Below are 14,422 nucleotides of genomic sequence, written 5' to 3' on the forward strand. Positions count from 1 at the left end.
GCTGCGGATTACGTGGGAAGATACTGCTATAGCACAGGAAGCCTGGGGGGAGTAAACTGTGCGGTTTCCCAAACCCTTTCTGGAGGGAAAAGGCACTTCACAATCCGTGCTGCAGGGGAAAGCGGCGGAGCCGTAGCATGGGTTAGGGCAGTCTACAACGCTACGGATGACGTGGTAGAAGAGTGGGAGGTAGGTCCATGAACCCCTATAGGGCACATGTCTTGGCTAGCTCCAAGGGGTTCAGCCTTGTTGAAGTAGCCCTGGCCCTCCTTCTGTTGGCCGTCCTCATCCTAATTGTCAACGCCTTGTCCTCCACAATCCAAAGCGGAGGAGGCACGCAAATAGCCCAGGACGGGCTCTTTGTGGCGGAAACGCTTTTAGAAGAGGACGCCTCTTTGGCAAATTGTCCCAGCACGCAGAGCCTCACCTTGGGGGGGAAAACCTATGAAGTCTGCCAAAGCTCAAGGAGCGAAGCGCTCTCTACCATTTCCCGGGAAATCACCACGATAAAGGTATACGAAGGAGCCCAGCTCTTGGCCGAGGTAACCCGGGTAGAAGTGTCTCCCTCGAGCCCACCCCCCATCGCCGGCAGCTGCGCTCCCGGGAACCGGAGACAGGTTATCCTCTCGCTACCCCCCACGGGAAACACGTACACCGCATTTTCCCTAAGTTGGTCACCTAACACCCCCGCTAATCAAAGGTTGCGACAAATTACACAAATAACCCCTTTACCCCTAATTCTCTACTTCGGGAACTATGCCTCAGGAAGCGGATTTGCAAACCTCCTCTGGCCCCTCTCCCTAACCGCTAACACCCAAATCCGCCTGCAGTTCTCCAGAAATTTCTCTAGGAACACGACCTATACCTTTAGCCTTCGCTTGCGCGACGCCCTGGGTAGGGAGTACACGGTAAGCCCGTGCGAGGTGAGATGGTGAAGCGACAGGGCCTAACCTTGACGGAGCTAGCCGTGGTGATCCTCCTGGTAGGCCTCTTGGCCCTAGCCCTTTCCACCCTGCTCCTTTCCGGCACGCGTAGCCAAGGGGAAGGCGCCCTTCTGCAAGCCCAAGCCCTGATGGCAGACCTCAGGAACTCCCTGGGCAAGGACCTGCGTAGCGCCACCAACGTGGGCCTTACCGCCAGCAGCACCACGGGCTTCGTGGTCCAGGTAAGTGCCTCGCCGAACCCCCTTTGCGTGCAGTACCGTTTGCAAGCGGGCCGCCTCCAAAGGGCTTCGTGGACAGCAACCAACTGCGGCAGTGGCACGAACAGCGGTTTCCAGGATCTCCTTGCCCCCGCCCTTCTTCCCAACGCCGCCTTCTGTTATGGGGATGAGGGCGTCTACCTCATGGATGCGCCCTGCGACTCCAGCACCCTCAACGGCAAAGCCCTCACCCTAAGAATAGGGGGACGGGACTACCGCTTCCCACCCTTAGTCGTAACCTTGCGCAGCGGATAAACTGGGGGTGGACCGATTATGCCCCTCTTTTTTGCCCTGCGAAACCGCCTCTTGCGCTACGAGGAAGGCCGGGTAGAAAGCTTCCCGGCGGAGGGGTTTCTGGACGAGGAGGGAAGGCCCCGCTACGAGCGGCTCTTTCGAAGGCTTCGGGAGCTAGGAGACCGGGGAGGGTACGTGGGGCTCGGGCCGGAGTTCGCCCTCCTCCGGCTCCAAGCCTTCCCGAGCCTCGAGGGCTTCCCCCTGGAGGAAGCCGTCCTGGCCGAGGCGGAGCGAAGCCCCCTTTTCGCCGGGGAAGCGCTTCTCGCCGACTACCTCCTCGCCGCCCCGGAGGACGAGCGCAGGGTACGGGTCCTCTACGCCGCCATGCCCAAGAAAGGGGCCCTCCTCCTAGGCCGCCTGCGGCCGAGCCGCCTGGAGCCTTTGCCCCTCCTCCTCTGGCGCCACGCCCTCAGGCGGAGCGAAGCGCACACCCTTTTGGTCTTGGAAAACCTAGCCCACACCGTGGCCCTCTTTGAGGGGGGGGTGCTCAAGGGCTTCCGCTACCTTACCCTCGAGGCGGACGCCGGAACGGAAGCCCTCTCGGAAGAGGTGGCCCGCTCCCTTGCCCTCTTCGGCCACCCGGGGGAGGTGGAGGAGGCTTGGCTTCTGGGCCTTCCCACCCCACCCCCCGTACCCCCTGCCTTCCCCGCCAAGCGGATTGCCCAAGAGGTGCCCCAAAACCTAGAGACCCTCGCCCAGGCCCGGGAGCTATCCCTAGACCTCAAGCCAAGGCGGCGCCCCTTGGGGGAGGGGTTACCGCGGGAGGCCCAGCTCGCCGTCTTCCTCGCCTCCCTCTTCTTTGTCCTGGGGCTTCTCGGGCAAAGCTTCCTCCACCAGATGGCCACCCGGGAAAGGGCCCGCCTGGAAAGCCTCCGACGGGAAGCGGCCCTCTTGCGGGAGCAGGCCTTCCAACCGGCGAGGCCCCAGGGGCTCGGCCTGGAGGAGATCCTCAAGGTGGCGGCGGAAAAGCCGGAAAGCCTCTGGCTTACCCGCCTAGAGGCCGGAGAGGGCCGCCTCTTCCTAGAGGGCAAGGCCCTAGACCCCTACGCCCCCCTGCTCTTGGCCCAAAGGCTAGGAGGGCGGGTGGGCCCCCTGGAGCGGGCAAGTGTAGGGGGGCAAACCGTGTACGCCTGGGAGGTGGAGGTTGCAAAGGCCCAAGCTCGGTGAACTCCTCCTGCGCCTTGGGTACCTCAGCGAAGAGCAACTCCAGACCGCCCTAGAGGAGCAGGCCCGCACCGGGGACCTCCTAGGGCAGATCCTCCTGCGGCGGGGCTATGTGAAGGAGGAAGACCTGGCTCAGGTTCTGGCCGATCAGCAGCGGGCCCCCCTTGTCCGCCTCGCGGAGCTTTCTCCCGACCCCCAGGCCCTACGCCTTCTAGACCCCCGCTTCGCCCGGGAAAAGCGGGTCTTTCCCTTCAGGGTGGAGGGCAACCGCCTCCATGTGGCCATGGCCCACCCCTCGGACCTGGCCCTCCTGGACGAGCTCCGCTTCCTCACGGGAAAAGAAATCGTGCCCTACCTGGCCCCGGACCGGGAAATCCTCGAGGCCCTGGACCGCCTCTTGGCCGAGGAAGCCCGGCCCAAGGCGGAAACCCGACGGGAGGAAGCCGCCCAGGTGGACCTAACCCTGGAGGCCATGCCTGCGGTGCGCCTGGGCCAAGCCCTCTTGGAGCGGGCCATCGCCCTCACCGCCAGCGACCTTCACCTAGACCCAGAGGAAACCCATCTGGCGGTTCGGGCCCGGGTGGATGGGGTAATCCAAGAGCTAGAGCGGCTTCCCAAGGACCTGGAAGCCCCCCTCGCCGCCCGCTTCAAGGTCTTGGCGGGCATGGACATCGCCGAAAGGCGCCGTCCCCAAGACGGCCACTTCACCTTCCCCTTTGAGGGCAAGCGTTATGAGGTGCGGGTGGCCTCCGTGGGGAGCCTCCACGGGGAAAAACTCACCCTGCGCATCATCTACCCCACGGGGGTGCGGCTCGGCCTGACGGAGCTTGGGATGCTCCCCGAGGAGCTCGCCCTTTTCCAAAAGCTTCTGCGCAAGCCCCACGGCATCCTCTTCGTCACCGGCCCCACGGGAAGCGGCAAGACCACCACCCTCTACGCCGCCTTGGACCGCCTGTACACCCGCGAGAAGACCTTCGTCACCATCGAAGACCCCGTGGAGTTTCCCTTGGAAGGGGTGGTGCAGATCCCCGTGCAGCCCAAGATCGGCCTCACCTTCGCCGAGGCCCTGCGGAGTGTCCTCCGCCTGGACCCCGACGTGATCCTGGTGGGGGAGGTGCGGGACACGGAAACCCTGGACACCGCCCTCCGGGCCGCCCTCACCGGGCACCTGGTCCTGGCCACCCTCCACGCCAACGACGCCATCGCCGCCGTGACCCGGCTTTTGGAAATGGGCGCGGAAAGGCACCTCCTCGCCTCCACCCTCCTCGGCACCGTGGCCCAACGCCTGGTGCGCCGGGTCTGCCCCCAGTGCGCCCGGCCCCAGCCCCTTTCCGAAGAGGCCCGCCTCTTCTTCGGGGAGGAAGCGCCCGAGATGGAGGTGCGGGGGGAGGGGTGTCCTTTTTGCCGGGGCACGGGGTACAAGGGACGGGTGGGCCTTTACGAGGTCTACGCCCCGGACCGGGAAGCCCTCTACCGCCTGGGCCAAGGCGCCAGCGAGGGGGAACTGCGGGAGCTCGCAAAGGCCCAGGGGCACCGGGATCTGCGGGCGGTGGGGCTTCACCAGGTGCGGGCAGGGGTCACCACGGGGAGCGAGCTTTTGCGGGTGCTGGGCATCTGGGAGTAGGGCATGCGCTTCCTCTACGAAGCCACGGACGAGAAAGGCGAACGGATTTACCGAGGCGTCCTCGAGGCGGAAACCCCGCAAGGGGCGAGGCGCCGCCTCCGGGAAATGGGGCTCTACCCCTTGCGCCTGGAGAGGGTAAGGCGACCCACCAGAAGGCGGGTACCCCTTCCCGAGCTCGTCCTCTTCATGGAAGAGTTCGCCACCTTGGTGGGGGCGGGGGTATCCGTGGCCCAGGCCCTGCACACCCTTTCCCTGGAAAGCCGCCATCCCCTTTTAAAAGAAGCAGCCCGAGGGGTGCGGGAACGGGTGGAAGGGGGCGAGGGCCTGGCCCAGGCCATGGGCGCCTATCCCGAGGTCTTCCCTCCCCTGGTGCGGGCCCTGGTGGGGGCGGCGGAGGTGGGCGGGGCCTTGGAAGTGGTCCTAAGGCGCATCGCCGAGTACCTGGACAAAAGCCACGATCTGCGGGAGAAGGTGCGCACCGCCCTCCTCTACCCCTCCTTCGTGGTGGCGGTCTTGGTTTTGGTGGTGGCGGTGCTACTCCTTTTCGTCATCCCCGTCTTCGCCCGGCTTTACGGGGCGGCGGGGGCGGAGCTTCCCTGGCCCACCCGCTTCCTCATTGGCACCTCCTTCTTCGTGCGGCAAAACGGGCTTTGGCTTCTCCTTCTCCTGGTGGGCCTGGCGTACTTCCTAAGGGCTTACCACCAGACCCCTGGGGGAGCGCGGCTTCTGGATGGGTTCCTCCTCAAGCTTCCCCTGGTGGGGCCCGTCCTGCACAAGGCAGCCATGGCCCGCTTCGCCCGCACCTTGGCTACCCTCTACGAAGGAGGGGTGCTCATCACCCAGGCCCTCGAGGCCACCCGCAACACCCTGGGCAACGCCGCCTTGGCCGAGGCTTTGGACCGGGTTTTAGAACGGGTGGTGCGGGGGGAATCCCTAAGCGCAGCCATGGGCCGGGAACCCCTCTTCCTGCCCATCCTGGTGCGCCTAACCCTGGTGGGGGAAGAGGCGGGAAGTCTGGACCAGATGCTTTACCAGGCCGCCTTCCACCTGGAACGGGAGGTGGATTATGGGGTGAAGCGGCTTTCCTCCAGCATCGAGCCCACCCTCATCCTGGTCCTGGGGGGTATAATGCTCGTGGTCGCCCTAGCGCTGTATCTGCCCCTCTTTGACCTCTCGCGAATCCTGCGCCGATGAAACTCCCTATTTGGCTTTGGTTCCTCCTGCCCCTGGCGGTCCTCCTCTGGAGCGCCAACACCCTCCTTTCCGCCTACCGGGACTACCAAGGGACAAGAAGCGAAGCGGTGGCTTTGGAAAGAGAGATAACAGCCCTCAGCCAACGCCTTCCCCAGGCCCTGGCCGAAGCTCCCTTGCGGGAAGAGGAGCTTCCCCGCCTCTACCAAGGCCTCTTCCGCCTGGCGGAAGGGAAAGGTCTGGAGCTTCACGCCCTGGAGCCTGGGGAGGCGGAAAGCGCCGGCAACGTCCGGGCCTGGCGGCTTCACTTCCGGCTTCAAGGCCCCTACACCGGGGTTTTGGGCTTTCTCGAGGCCCTCCCCTCCCTGGACCAGCCCCTCTGGGTGGAAAGCTACGCCCTCGAGCCCTCCGGGGAACGGGCAGAGCGCCTGGCCCTAGACCTCACCCTCCGGGTCCTCGCCCCTTAGGCCCACCGCCCGGTAGAGGGCTTCCTCCTCCTCCGCCGTGAGGTAGCGGGCAGCACCCAGGGGCAAATCCCCCAGGGTTAAGGGGCCTAGGGAAAGCCGCTTCAGGTAGAGCACCCGGTTGCCCCGGGCAGCGAACATGCGCTTCACCTGGTGGAAGCGCCCCTCCCAAAGGACCAGCTCCACCCACCTGGGGTCCTCCTCGAGGCGAAGCTCGGCGGGCAGTAGCCTTTCCCCATCCAGAAGAAGGCCCTGGGCGAAGGCCTTCTGGTCTTCTGGGGTGGCCGGGTGGAGGAGGTGCACCAGATAACGCTTGGCCACCTTGTGCCGGGGATGGGTGAGGCGGTGGAGGAGCTCCCCATGGGTGGTGAAGAGGAGAAGCCCCTCCGTGTCCTTGTCCAGGCGGCCCACCGGGGAAAGGTCCCGGGTGGGAAAGCCCTCCAGGAGGGCATAGACGGAAGGGCCTTCCTTGCGGCTCGTCACGTAACCTTGGGGTTTGTGAAGGAGGACGTGGTGGTGGCGCCGCACCTGAAGGGGCTTCCCGTCCAGGGCCACCTCCGCCCCCTGAGGCACGGGGAAACCCGGGTCCCGCACCACCGCCTTCGCCACGGAAACCCGCCCCGCCCGCACGAGCCGCGCCACCTCCTTGCGGCTTCCCAGGCCCAGGCGGGCGAGGAGCCTATCCAGACGCTCCCTCTTCATAGCTCCCTGGCCCCTTCCAGCCACCAAAGGGCCCCCTTAGCCTCCAGCCTGGCAAACTCCTCCGGGGTGAGCCCCTTGGCCTCCACCCGCCCCGGGTTAAACCGCTGGAGGAGGGCGAGGCGCTCCAAAGGATCCTGGGGGAGGTGGGGGGACACCACCAGAAGGTCCACGTCGCTCGCCAGGTTGAAGTCACCCCGGGCCACGGAGCCGAAGAGGTACACCTTGGCCTCCCCCAAGGCTTCCCGCACCCGCCTAGCGTACTCCTGGGCCTCAGCGAGAAGCTCCTCCCAGACCCCTTGCCGCGCCTTAAGCGCCTCGGAGGCCATGCCACACCTCCTCCACCCAAACAAGGACCTTACGGGCCGCCTCCAAGGCCTCTTTGGCCCTCGCCTCGGTGTAGTACTCGTAAGGGCTTCCCTCCGGGTAGGCGTCGGGATAACGGGCGGGGATGTAGTGAAGGTCCAGCCCCTTGGCGGCCTCCTCCACCTCCCCACCCACCTCCACCCCCGACTCCCGCAAGGCCTGCACCAGGCGCAAGAGAGCATGCCCAAAGGCAGGGCGTCCCAAGCCCCGGAGAAGCCCCTTTAGGGCATATTCCGCCCCTTGGTGGGCCTTGAAGCTCGCCCAGTCGTAATCTCCCCTTTCCAGGTCCCGCGTTGCCGAGTCCAGGGTGTGGCGGGCCTGGGCGAGCCACCGGGCAAACTCCTCCCAGTCCAAGGGCGCCATCCTCCTTATCCTAAGGGGCATGAGGCTTTACCAGTGGGACAGCTACGCCACCCGGTTCCAGGCCCAGGTCCTAAGGGCCTGGAGCGACGAAAAAGGGCACTACGCCGTGCTTTCGGAAACCCTTTTCTACCCCGAGTCCGGGGGGCAGCCTGCGGACACCGGGGTCCTGCGGGGGGCGTTCGGGGAGGTGCGGGTGGTCCACGCCTACGAGGAGGAAAAGGCCTTCGGGGACGTGGTCCATGTCCTCTCCCACCCCGTCCCCGAAGGGGCCTTGGTGGAGGGGGAGATTGACTGGGAAAGGCGCTTCCGCCACATGCAGCGGCACACCGCCCAACACATCCTCTCCCAAGCCCTCCTCCGGGCCGGGGGGTACCACACCGTGGCCGTGAGCCTGGACTCGGCGGTGTGTACCGTGGACCTCGAGGAGGAACTGGAAGAGGACAAGCTCCGGCAAGCGGAGGCCCTGGCGGCCTTCGCCGTCTACGCCGACTACCCCGTGGAGGCCTTCTGGGTGACGGAGGAGGAGCTGGCCCAATACCCCTTGAGACGCCCCCCCAAGGTGCAGGGTCGGGTACGCCTGGTGCGCATCGGGGACTTCGATCTCGCCGCCTGCGGCGGCACCCACCTCAAGACGAGCGCCCAAGCCGGGCCCATCAAGGTCCTCAAGTGGGAGCGGTACAAGGGGGGAAGCCGGGTCTACTTCGTGGCGGGGTGGGAGGCGTTGGAAGACTACCACGCCAAGCACGCCCTCCTTTCCCGGCTGGCCCTTGGCTTTTCCACCAACCCCTTGGACGTGGACAAGCCCATCCAGAAGCTCCAGGAAGAGCTTTACGCCCTCAAGGGGGAAAACCAGGCCCTAAAGGAAGCCCTGGTGGAGGCCCTACTCCCCCGGGCCCTGGAGGACAGGGCGCTCCTGGTCCCAGCCCCCGTTTTAGGGGAGCTTGCCAAAAAGCTCCTTTCCTGGAGCGACAAGACCTTCCTCCTCCTCTCGCCGGAGGGTCGCTTCGCCCTCTTAGGCCCCAAGCGGATGGAGGTCTTGGAGGGCCTGAAGGCCCTGGGGGCCAAGGGTGGGGGCAAGGAGGTGGTCCAGGGGGCCCTGCCCCAGGAGAAGGTGGCGGAGGCCCTGGACCCTAAGCGGGTAAGCTAGGGGCATGGGGCTTTTTGAGGGGAAAGGCGTCCTGGTCACCGGGGGCGCCAGGGGGATTGGCCGGGCCCTCGTGCGGGCCTTCGCCCGGGAAGGGGCCTTGGTGGCACTCTGCGACCTCAGGCCCGAGGGGCGGGAGGTGGCGGAGGAGGTGGGCGGGTTTTTCGTCCAGGCGGACCTGGCGGAGGAGAGGGACCGGGTGCGCTTCGTGGAGGAGGCGGAAAAGGCCCTAGGCCGGATCGATGTCCTGGTGAACAACGCCGCCACCGCCGCCCCGGGTTCGGCCCTCACGGTGAAGCTCCCCGCCTGGCGGAAGGTTTTGGAGGTGAACCTCACCGCTCCCATGCACCTTTCCGCCCTGGCCGCCCGCAGGATGCAGAAGGTGGGGGGCGGGGCCATCGTGAACGTGGCCAGCGTCCAAGGGCTCTTCGCCGAGCAGGAAAACGCCGCCTACAACGCCTCCAAGGGGGGCCTGGTGAACCTCACCCGCTCCTTAGCCCTAGACCTCGCCCCCTTAAACATCCGGGTGAACGCCGTGGCCCCTGGGGCCATCGCCACCGAGGCGGTCTTGGAAGCGATCCTGCTCTCCGAAGACCCGGAGAAGACCCGCCGGGACTGGGAGGACCTCCACGCCCTGCGCAGGCTGGGGCAGCCTGAGGAGGTGGCGGAGGCGGTGCTCTTCTTGGCCTCGGAGAAGGCCAGCTTCATCACCGGGGCCATCCTGCCCGTGGACGGGGGGATGACGGCCAGCTTCATGATGGCGGGCCGGCCCGTCTAGCGGTAAAGCTCCCGGGCGATCACCAGGCGCTGGATCTCCGAGGTGCCCTCGTAGATCTCCGTGACCTTGGCGTCCCGGTAGTAGCGCTCCACCCGGTAGTCCCGGTGGTAGCCGTAGCCCCCCAGGACCTGCACCGCCTCCCGGGTCACCTCCACCGCCACCTGGCTGGCGAAGAGCTTGGCGGCGCTGGCCTCGAGGGTAAAGCGCTCCCCCAGGTCCTTCTTCCCTGCCGCCTCCAGGGTAAGGGCCCGGGCGGCGGCGATCTTCACGTGCATATCGGCGATCTTGAAGGCGATGGCCTGGTGCTCCCTTAGCTTCTTGCCGAACTGCTCCCTTTCCTCGGCGTAGGCCTTGGCGATCTCGTAAGCGCCCCGGGCGATGCCCACCGCCTGGGCCGCCACCCCCACCCGCCCCGAGTCCAGCCCCGCCAGGGCGTAGGCCAGGCCACGCCCCTCCTCCCCCAATAGGTTCCCCTCGGGGACGAAAACCCCCTCCAGGCGCACCTCCGCGGTGTGGGCGGCGTGAAGGCCCATCTTCTCCTCGGGCGGACCGAAGGATAGCCCCTTGGCGTCCTTTTCCACCAGGAAGGCGCTGATGCCCCGTTCCGTGCGGGCCATGACCACGTAAAGGTGAGCCTGGCCAGCGGAGGTGATCCAGCTCTTCACCCCGTACAGCTCGTACCCTCCTGGCACCTTACGGGCCTGGGTGCGAAGGCTTTTAGCGTCCGAGCCCGCCTGGGGTTCGGTGAGGCAGAAGGCCCCAATCCACTCCCCCCGGGCCAGGGGCACCAGATACCTCTGCTTTTGCGCCTCGGTACCAAAGCGGAGAAGCATGTACTGGGGAAGCCCGCTGGTCACGGAAAGGATCACCGCCACGCTGGGGTCGGCGGCGGCGATTTCCTCCAGGGCCAAGGCCCAGGTGATGGAGTCTAGCCCCACCCCGCCCCAGGCCTCCGGGGTGGTCATGCCGAGAAGCCCAAGCTCCGCCAGGGCCCTAAGCTGCGGCCAGGGATACTTTCCCTCCTTGTCGTACTCCGGGGCCAGGGGGTAAAGCACCTCCTTGGCCACCTTGCGCACCGTGTCCAAGACCAGCTTCTGTTCCTGGGTAAGGGTCATCGCCCCCTATCGTATCACCGCAAGGGGGCAAAAAAGCGTCAGGTTTCGCCCCAACGGGGGGCGCGCTCCGCCTTCAGGCCCAAATGGTCCAGGATGCGTTGGGTGACAAAGGCCAGGAGGTCCTTGACTGCCTGGGGCCGATGGTAGAAGCCGGGGCTCGCCGGCAGAACCACAGCCCCCGCCTCCGCCGCCTGCACCATGGCCCGAAGGGTGGGAAGGGGCAGGGGGGTTTCCCGGGGCACCAGGATGAGGGGCCTTTTCTCCTTCAGGTGCACGTAGGCCGCCCGGGTGAGGAGGGTGTCGGCGAGGCCCAGGGCGATCTTGGCCAAGGTGGTGGCGGAGCAGGGCACCACCACCATGCCCCGGGTGGGGAAGGAGCCCGAGGCGATGGGAGCCCCCAGGTCCGCATCCCGATAGACCCGGCTCGCCAAGGGGTAAAGGTCCTTAGGGCTTAAACCCGCCTCCTCCCAAAGCACCCGCTTGGCCCCCTGGGAGACCACCAGGTGCACCTCGGCCAGGCCCTGGAGGGCCTCCAAGAGGTCCAGGGCGTAGGGCATGCCGCTTGCCCCCGAAATCCCCACCACCACCCGGGGTAAGGCCTGCATGCCTCCCATCCTAAAGGGAAAACCCCAGGCCCAATGGGCCTGGGGGGCACCCCGTGGGGCGGGGACTTACTTCAGCTCCACCACCGCGCCCACGGCCTCGAGCTTCTTCTTGATCTCCTCCGCCTCAGCCTTGGGGATGCCCTCCTTGACGGGGCCGCCCTTCTCCGCCAGGTCCTTGGCCTCCTTGAGGCCAAGCCCGGTGATGGCCCGGAGCTCCTTGATGACCTCCAGCTTCTTGGCCCCAGCGTCTTTGAGGATCACGTCAAACTCGGTCTTCTCCTCAGCAGGAGCCGCAGCCGCCGCCTGGGCCGGGGCCGCAGCCACGGCCACGGGGGCAGCGGCGGTCACACCCCAAGCCTCCTTGAGGGCGTCAATGAGCTGCTTGAGTTCCAAAACCGTCGCCTGGGAAAGCTCTTCCTTGATGCGTTCGATGTCCAAAGCCATCTTCTACCTCCTACGCCGCCTTCTTCTCCGCGTACGCATCCAAGATGCCTACCAGTTCCCGGGCCACACCCCCCAGGACGCCCACGAGCTCGGCCATGGGCGCCTGCAAGATCCCCACCAGCTCCGCCCGGAGCTCGTCCATGGTGGGGAGTTCCGCCAAGGCCACCACGTCCTTGGCCGAAAGCACCTGCCCCTGGAGCAGACCGCCCTTGGCCTCGGGGATGCCCTTGGGGTTCTTCTTGGAGAACTCCACCAGGGCCTTGGCCGCCGCCACCGGGTCCCCGTAGAAGACCACGGCGCTTGGACCCTGAAGTCCATCGAGTTTGGGCAGGCCCAGTTCCTCCAAGGCGATCCGGATCAGGGTGTTCTTGGCTACGAAAAGCTGCGCCCCCTTCTCCTTCAGCGCCTGGCGCAGGGCGTGGGTTTCCTTGGCGGAAAGCCCCTGGTAGTTCACCAGGAAGAAGGAGCCACGGGCCGCCTCAAGCCTTTCCTTGAGGGCGGCGAGAAGCTCAACGTTGCGCTTGTTTGGCACGCCTTCCTCCCTTTTGGGGCAGGGGAACCCCAACCGATTTTCGGGCTTTACGAAACGCTCCCCCTCAAGCGCCTCGGCGGGATGTTTAAGGCCTGAAGCCCCCCGCTGTCTTGGGCCTGGGCGCAAAGGCGCCCGGGGTGCCACCCTGAAGTCTAAGGGAAGGAGGGCCTGGCGTCAAGCCAAGCCCCCACGAAGGAAGCCTTTAGGAATGGGGGTTGATGCGGATGCTGGGCCCCATGGTGCTGGTCACGTAAACGGAGCGGAGGAAGGTGCCCTTGGCCGCCTCGGGCTTGCTGGCCTCGAGGGCCTTGATGAAGGCGCGGATGTTGTCGGCGAGCTTCTCTACGGGGAAGCTCGCTTTGCCCACGGGAGCGTGGATGGCCCCGGTCTTGTCGTTGCGGAACTCAATCCGCCCCGCCTTGATCTCCCGGATAATCTCCCCGATGTTGAAGCCCACGGTCCCCGCCTTGGGGTTAGGGAGGAGGCCCCGGGGGCCCAGGATGCGGCCCAGCTTAGCCCCCACCGCCCCCATCACGTCCGGGGTGGCCACCACGGCGTCAAAGTCCATCCAACCATCCAGGATCTTCTGGATGATCTCTTCCCCACCCACGTAGTCGGCTCCGGCCTCCTCCGCCTCCTTGATCTTCTCCCCCTTGGCGATGGCCAGAACCCGCACCTGCTTGCCGAGGCCGTGGGGCAAGGAAACCGTGCCCCGCACGTTTTGGTCGGACTTCCGCGGGTCAATGCCCAACTTGGCGTGGACCTCCACGGTCTCGTCAAACTTGGCCGTGGCCAGCTCCTTCACCAGCTGGGCGGCCTCGTCAATGGTGTAAACCCGGTTCGGGTCCACCTTCTCCAAGAGGGCGCGGTAGCGCTTGCCGTGCTTAGGCATCCTTCACCTCCGGCGCGCCCACCACCTCCACCCCCATGGACCGGGCCGAGCCAGCGATCATGCGGGCAGCGGCCTCCAGGTCGGTGGTGTTCATGTCGGGGAGCTTCTGCTTGGCGATCTCCAGCACCTGCTGCCAGGTGATGCGGCCCACCTTCTCCCGCCCCGGCTTGTGGGCCCCCTTCTCCAAACCCGCCGCCTTGCGGATCAGGTAGCTGGCGGGCGGGGTCTTGGTGATAAAGGTGAAGGAGCGGTCGGCGTAGATGGTGATCTCCACGGGGACGATAGCGTCCCCCATGTTGGCGGTGGCCGCATTAAAAGCCTTGACGAACTCCATGATGTTGGCCCCGTGCTGGCCCAAGGCCGGGCCCACCGGGGGCGCAGGCGTGGCCTTGCCTGCGGGCAGCTGCAGCTTGACTACGGCAACGACTTTTTTCATTTTTCCCTCCTAGGCTCCCCCCAAGTTAGGGGTACAAACGCCTTTAGGCTTTGACCACCTGGGAAAAGTCCAGCTCCACAGGGGTCTCGCGCCCGAAGATGGTGACCATGACCTTGACCTTGCCCTTTTCCGGGTTGATCTCGGTCACGGTGCCGGTAAAGTCCGCGAAGGGGCCGGAAACGACCCGGACCTGGTCCCCCTCTCGGAAGGCCACCTGGGCCTTGGGGGCCTCCTTCTTGCCCAAAAGGCCGGAGACCTCGAGGATGTGCCGCACCTCATCCGGGGAGAGGGGCACGGGGCGGCTTCCCGCTCCCACGAAGCCGGTGATGCCCGGGGTGCTCCGCACCACCTCCCAGGCCTCGTTGGGCTCCTCCTCATCCCCCAGGTCCATCTGCACGAAGAGGTAGCCGGGGAAGAGCTTCTTCTTGACGACCTCCTTCTTCCCCCCCTCGCGGAGCTCCACCACCTCCTCCGTGGGGATCAGGACCTGGTAGATCTTGTCCTGAAGGCCGAAGGCCTGGATGCGCTTCTCCAGGTTGGCCTTGGCCTTCTCCTCCTGCCCCACGTAGGTGTGGACCGCGTACCATTCGATGCTCATCGCAAAAGCCCTATGAGGAAGCGGAAAACCAGGTCGTAAAGGCCCAGGAGCACCATGGAGGCCAAGGTGAAAAGAAGGACCGCCTGGGTGCCCTCAACGATCTGCTCCCGCGTGGGCCAGGTGACCCGGGCGAGCTCCGCCCGGGCTTCCTGGAAGTAACGGACGATCCGGGCGAACATCAGACCTTCACTTCCCGGTGCACGGTGTGCTTGTCGCACCAGGGGCAGTACTTCTTAAGCTCCAGCTTGGAGGTGGTGTTGCGCTTGTTCTTCTCGGTGGCGTAGTTGCGGCGCTTGCACTCGGTGCACTCCAAGAGGATCTTGATGCGGACCTCGCTGGCCATGCCTCACCTCGCAAAAAGGGGGGAGGAAACCTCCCCCCTAGGGCTTACTCCAGGATCTTGGTGACCACGCCGGCGCCCACGGTCCGCCCACCCTCCCGGATGGCAAACCGCAAACCCTCCTCCAACGCCACCGGCTTGATCAGCTCCACCGTAAACGTCACATTGTCCC

21 protein-coding genes are annotated in these 14,422 nt (G+C 65.9%); 8 read left to right on the plus strand and 13 right to left on the minus strand.

The annotated features are described in order from the left end of the window. The first annotated feature begins 197 nt into the window (after positions 1-197). The 6 genes from ABXG85_RS11365 to pilO are packed head-to-tail and all read left to right on the plus strand — an operon-like array spanning position 198 to position 5,941. The gene (locus ABXG85_RS11365) at positions 198-935 is read left to right on the plus strand and encodes a prepilin-type N-terminal cleavage/methylation domain-containing protein (protein ID WP_353513746.1); all 738 of its coding nucleotides are present in this window, start codon (positions 198-200) and stop codon (positions 933-935) included. Further along, positions 929-1,456: a prepilin-type N-terminal cleavage/methylation domain-containing protein gene (locus tag ABXG85_RS11370; protein ID WP_353513747.1), complete on the plus strand. Its 528-nt coding sequence runs from the start codon at positions 929-931 to the stop codon at positions 1,454-1,456. The genes ABXG85_RS11365 and ABXG85_RS11370 overlap by 7 nt, the downstream gene beginning before the upstream one ends. Before the next feature lie 18 nt (positions 1,457-1,474). Continuing rightward, positions 1,475-2,662: a hypothetical protein gene (locus ABXG85_RS11375; RefSeq protein WP_353513748.1), complete on the plus strand. Its 1,188-nt coding sequence runs from the start codon at positions 1,475-1,477 to the stop codon at positions 2,660-2,662. Then, positions 2,640-4,283 (plus strand): GspE/PulE family protein, encoded by a 1,644-nt coding sequence (locus ABXG85_RS11380; RefSeq protein WP_353513749.1) that lies wholly within the window; start codon positions 2,640-2,642, stop codon positions 4,281-4,283. The genes ABXG85_RS11375 and ABXG85_RS11380 overlap by 23 nt, the downstream gene beginning before the upstream one ends. Positions 4,284-4,286: 3 nt before the next feature. Next, on the plus strand, positions 4,287-5,477 hold the full coding sequence (locus ABXG85_RS11385) for a type II secretion system F family protein (protein ID WP_353513750.1): 1,191 nt from the start codon (positions 4,287-4,289) through the stop codon (positions 5,475-5,477). Beyond that, the gene (pilO, locus tag ABXG85_RS11390) at positions 5,474-5,941 is read left to right on the plus strand and encodes a type 4a pilus biogenesis protein PilO (protein ID WP_353513751.1); all 468 of its coding nucleotides are present in this window, start codon (positions 5,474-5,476) and stop codon (positions 5,939-5,941) included. Before ABXG85_RS11385 ends, pilO begins: the two co-directional genes overlap by 4 nt. Here the strand turns inward: pilO and ABXG85_RS11395 are convergent. The 3 genes from ABXG85_RS11395 to ABXG85_RS11405 are packed head-to-tail and all read right to left on the minus strand — an operon-like array spanning position 5,909 to position 7,366. Continuing rightward, positions 5,909-6,640, minus strand: coding sequence for a pseudouridine synthase (locus ABXG85_RS11395; RefSeq protein ID WP_353513752.1), 732 nt, complete (start codon positions 6,638-6,640; stop codon positions 5,909-5,911). The two genes, pilO and ABXG85_RS11395, sit on opposite strands and share 33 nt — an antisense overlap. After that, a complete protein-coding gene (locus ABXG85_RS11400; protein WP_353513753.1) occupies positions 6,637-6,966 on the minus strand; it encodes a nucleotidyltransferase domain-containing protein in 330 nt (109 codons plus the stop codon). The genes ABXG85_RS11395 and ABXG85_RS11400 overlap by 4 nt, the downstream gene beginning before the upstream one ends. Continuing rightward, on the minus strand, positions 6,947-7,366 hold the full coding sequence (locus tag ABXG85_RS11405; RefSeq protein ID WP_353513754.1) for a HEPN domain-containing protein: 420 nt from the start codon (positions 7,364-7,366) through the stop codon (positions 6,947-6,949). The genes ABXG85_RS11400 and ABXG85_RS11405 overlap by 20 nt, the downstream gene beginning before the upstream one ends. Before the next feature lie 19 nt (positions 7,367-7,385). On the opposite strand from ABXG85_RS11405, the gene ABXG85_RS11410 reads away from it, so the two are divergent. Further along, positions 7,386-8,513: an alanyl-tRNA editing protein gene (locus ABXG85_RS11410; RefSeq protein ID WP_353513755.1), complete on the plus strand. Its 1,128-nt coding sequence runs from the start codon at positions 7,386-7,388 to the stop codon at positions 8,511-8,513. A gap of 4 nt (positions 8,514-8,517) precedes the next feature. Continuing rightward, a complete protein-coding gene (locus tag ABXG85_RS11415; RefSeq protein WP_353513756.1) occupies positions 8,518-9,288 on the plus strand; it encodes an SDR family NAD(P)-dependent oxidoreductase in 771 nt (256 codons plus the stop codon). Here ABXG85_RS11415 and ABXG85_RS11420 read toward each other — a convergent pair. The 10 genes from ABXG85_RS11420 to ABXG85_RS11465 all read right to left on the minus strand — a co-directional run. Beyond that, positions 9,285-10,403: an acyl-CoA dehydrogenase family protein gene (locus ABXG85_RS11420; RefSeq protein ID WP_353513757.1), complete on the minus strand. Its 1,119-nt coding sequence runs from the start codon at positions 10,401-10,403 to the stop codon at positions 9,285-9,287. The two genes, ABXG85_RS11415 and ABXG85_RS11420, sit on opposite strands and share 4 nt — an antisense overlap. A gap of 38 nt (positions 10,404-10,441) precedes the next feature. Then, positions 10,442-11,008: a UbiX family flavin prenyltransferase gene (locus ABXG85_RS11425; protein WP_353513758.1), complete on the minus strand. Its 567-nt coding sequence runs from the start codon at positions 11,006-11,008 to the stop codon at positions 10,442-10,444. 66 nt (positions 11,009-11,074) lie between these two features. Then, on the minus strand, positions 11,075-11,452 hold the full coding sequence (gene rplL / locus ABXG85_RS11430) for a 50S ribosomal protein L7/L12 (RefSeq protein ID WP_039457924.1): 378 nt from the start codon (positions 11,450-11,452) through the stop codon (positions 11,075-11,077). Positions 11,453-11,462: 10 nt separating this feature from the next. After that, positions 11,463-11,984, minus strand: coding sequence for a 50S ribosomal protein L10 (gene rplJ / locus ABXG85_RS11435; RefSeq protein WP_353513759.1), 522 nt, complete (start codon positions 11,982-11,984; stop codon positions 11,463-11,465). Positions 11,985-12,186: 202 nt separating this feature from the next. Next, complete coding sequence (rplA, locus tag ABXG85_RS11440) at positions 12,187-12,876, minus strand: 50S ribosomal protein L1 (protein WP_353513760.1); 690 nt, start codon at positions 12,874-12,876, stop codon at positions 12,187-12,189. After that, the gene (rplK, locus tag ABXG85_RS11445; protein ID WP_071677193.1) at positions 12,869-13,312 is read right to left on the minus strand and encodes a 50S ribosomal protein L11; all 444 of its coding nucleotides are present in this window, start codon (positions 13,310-13,312) and stop codon (positions 12,869-12,871) included. Before rplK ends, rplA begins: the two co-directional genes overlap by 8 nt. Before the next feature lie 43 nt (positions 13,313-13,355). Next, entirely contained in the window at positions 13,356-13,910 is a 555-nt protein-coding gene (gene nusG, locus ABXG85_RS11450) for a transcription termination/antitermination protein NusG (RefSeq protein ID WP_353513761.1), read from the minus strand. Further along, a complete protein-coding gene (gene secE, locus ABXG85_RS11455; protein ID WP_353513762.1) occupies positions 13,907-14,089 on the minus strand; it encodes a preprotein translocase subunit SecE in 183 nt (60 codons plus the stop codon). Before secE ends, nusG begins: the two co-directional genes overlap by 4 nt. Next, the gene (gene rpmG, locus ABXG85_RS11460) at positions 14,089-14,253 is read right to left on the minus strand and encodes a 50S ribosomal protein L33 (RefSeq protein ID WP_071677190.1); all 165 of its coding nucleotides are present in this window, start codon (positions 14,251-14,253) and stop codon (positions 14,089-14,091) included. Before rpmG ends, secE begins: the two co-directional genes overlap by 1 nt. 44 nt (positions 14,254-14,297) lie before the next feature. Further along, positions 14,298-14,422 (minus strand): EF-Tu C-terminal domain-related protein (locus tag ABXG85_RS11465; RefSeq protein WP_486401647.1); only part of this gene is annotated, 125 nt, incomplete at its 5' end.

Origin of the sequence: Thermus sp. LT1-2-5, from assembly GCF_040363165.1 — a bacterium.
Taxonomy (GTDB): Bacteria; Deinococcota; Deinococci; order Deinococcales; family Thermaceae; genus Thermus.

Bases quoted from the DNA above. Each gene is read 5' to 3' on its own strand.
- ABXG85_RS11415 (WP_353513756.1), top strand. From the start codon at position 8,518: ATGGGGCTTTTTGAGGGGAAAGGCGTCCTGGTCACCGGGGGCGCCAGG.
- ABXG85_RS11400 (WP_353513753.1), bottom strand. From the start codon at position 6,966: ATGGCCTCCGAGGCGCTTAAGGCGCGGCAAGGGGTCTGGGAGGAGCTT.
- ABXG85_RS11410 (WP_353513755.1), top strand. From the start codon at position 7,386: ATGAGGCTTTACCAGTGGGACAGCTACGCCACCCGGTTCCAGGCCCAG.
- rplK (WP_071677193.1), bottom strand. From the start codon at position 13,312: ATGAAAAAAGTCGTTGCCGTAGTCAAGCTGCAGCTGCCCGCAGGCAAG.
- rplL (WP_039457924.1), bottom strand. From the start codon at position 11,452: ATGGCTTTGGACATCGAACGCATCAAGGAAGAGCTTTCCCAGGCGACG.
- ABXG85_RS11425 (WP_353513758.1), bottom strand. From the start codon at position 11,008: ATGCAGGCCTTACCCCGGGTGGTGGTGGGGATTTCGGGGGCAAGCGGC.
- secE (WP_353513762.1), bottom strand. From the start codon at position 14,089: ATGTTCGCCCGGATCGTCCGTTACTTCCAGGAAGCCCGGGCGGAGCTC.
- ABXG85_RS11420 (WP_353513757.1), bottom strand. From the start codon at position 10,403: ATGACCCTTACCCAGGAACAGAAGCTGGTCTTGGACACGGTGCGCAAG.
- rpmG (WP_071677190.1), bottom strand. From the start codon at position 14,253: ATGGCCAGCGAGGTCCGCATCAAGATCCTCTTGGAGTGCACCGAGTGC.
- ABXG85_RS11395 (WP_353513752.1), bottom strand. From the start codon at position 6,640: ATGAAGAGGGAGCGTCTGGATAGGCTCCTCGCCCGCCTGGGCCTGGGA.
- rplA (WP_353513760.1), bottom strand. From the start codon at position 12,876: ATGCCTAAGCACGGCAAGCGCTACCGCGCCCTCTTGGAGAAGGTGGAC.
- ABXG85_RS11405 (WP_353513754.1), bottom strand. From the start codon at position 7,366: ATGGCGCCCTTGGACTGGGAGGAGTTTGCCCGGTGGCTCGCCCAGGCC.
- nusG (WP_353513761.1), bottom strand. From the start codon at position 13,910: ATGAGCATCGAATGGTACGCGGTCCACACCTACGTGGGGCAGGAGGAG.
- pilO (WP_353513751.1), top strand. From the start codon at position 5,474: ATGAAACTCCCTATTTGGCTTTGGTTCCTCCTGCCCCTGGCGGTCCTC.
- ABXG85_RS11370 (WP_353513747.1), top strand. From the start codon at position 929: ATGGTGAAGCGACAGGGCCTAACCTTGACGGAGCTAGCCGTGGTGATC.
- ABXG85_RS11365 (WP_353513746.1), top strand. From the start codon at position 198: ATGAACCCCTATAGGGCACATGTCTTGGCTAGCTCCAAGGGGTTCAGC.
- ABXG85_RS11375 (WP_353513748.1), top strand. From the start codon at position 1,475: ATGCCCCTCTTTTTTGCCCTGCGAAACCGCCTCTTGCGCTACGAGGAA.
- ABXG85_RS11385 (WP_353513750.1), top strand. From the start codon at position 4,287: ATGCGCTTCCTCTACGAAGCCACGGACGAGAAAGGCGAACGGATTTAC.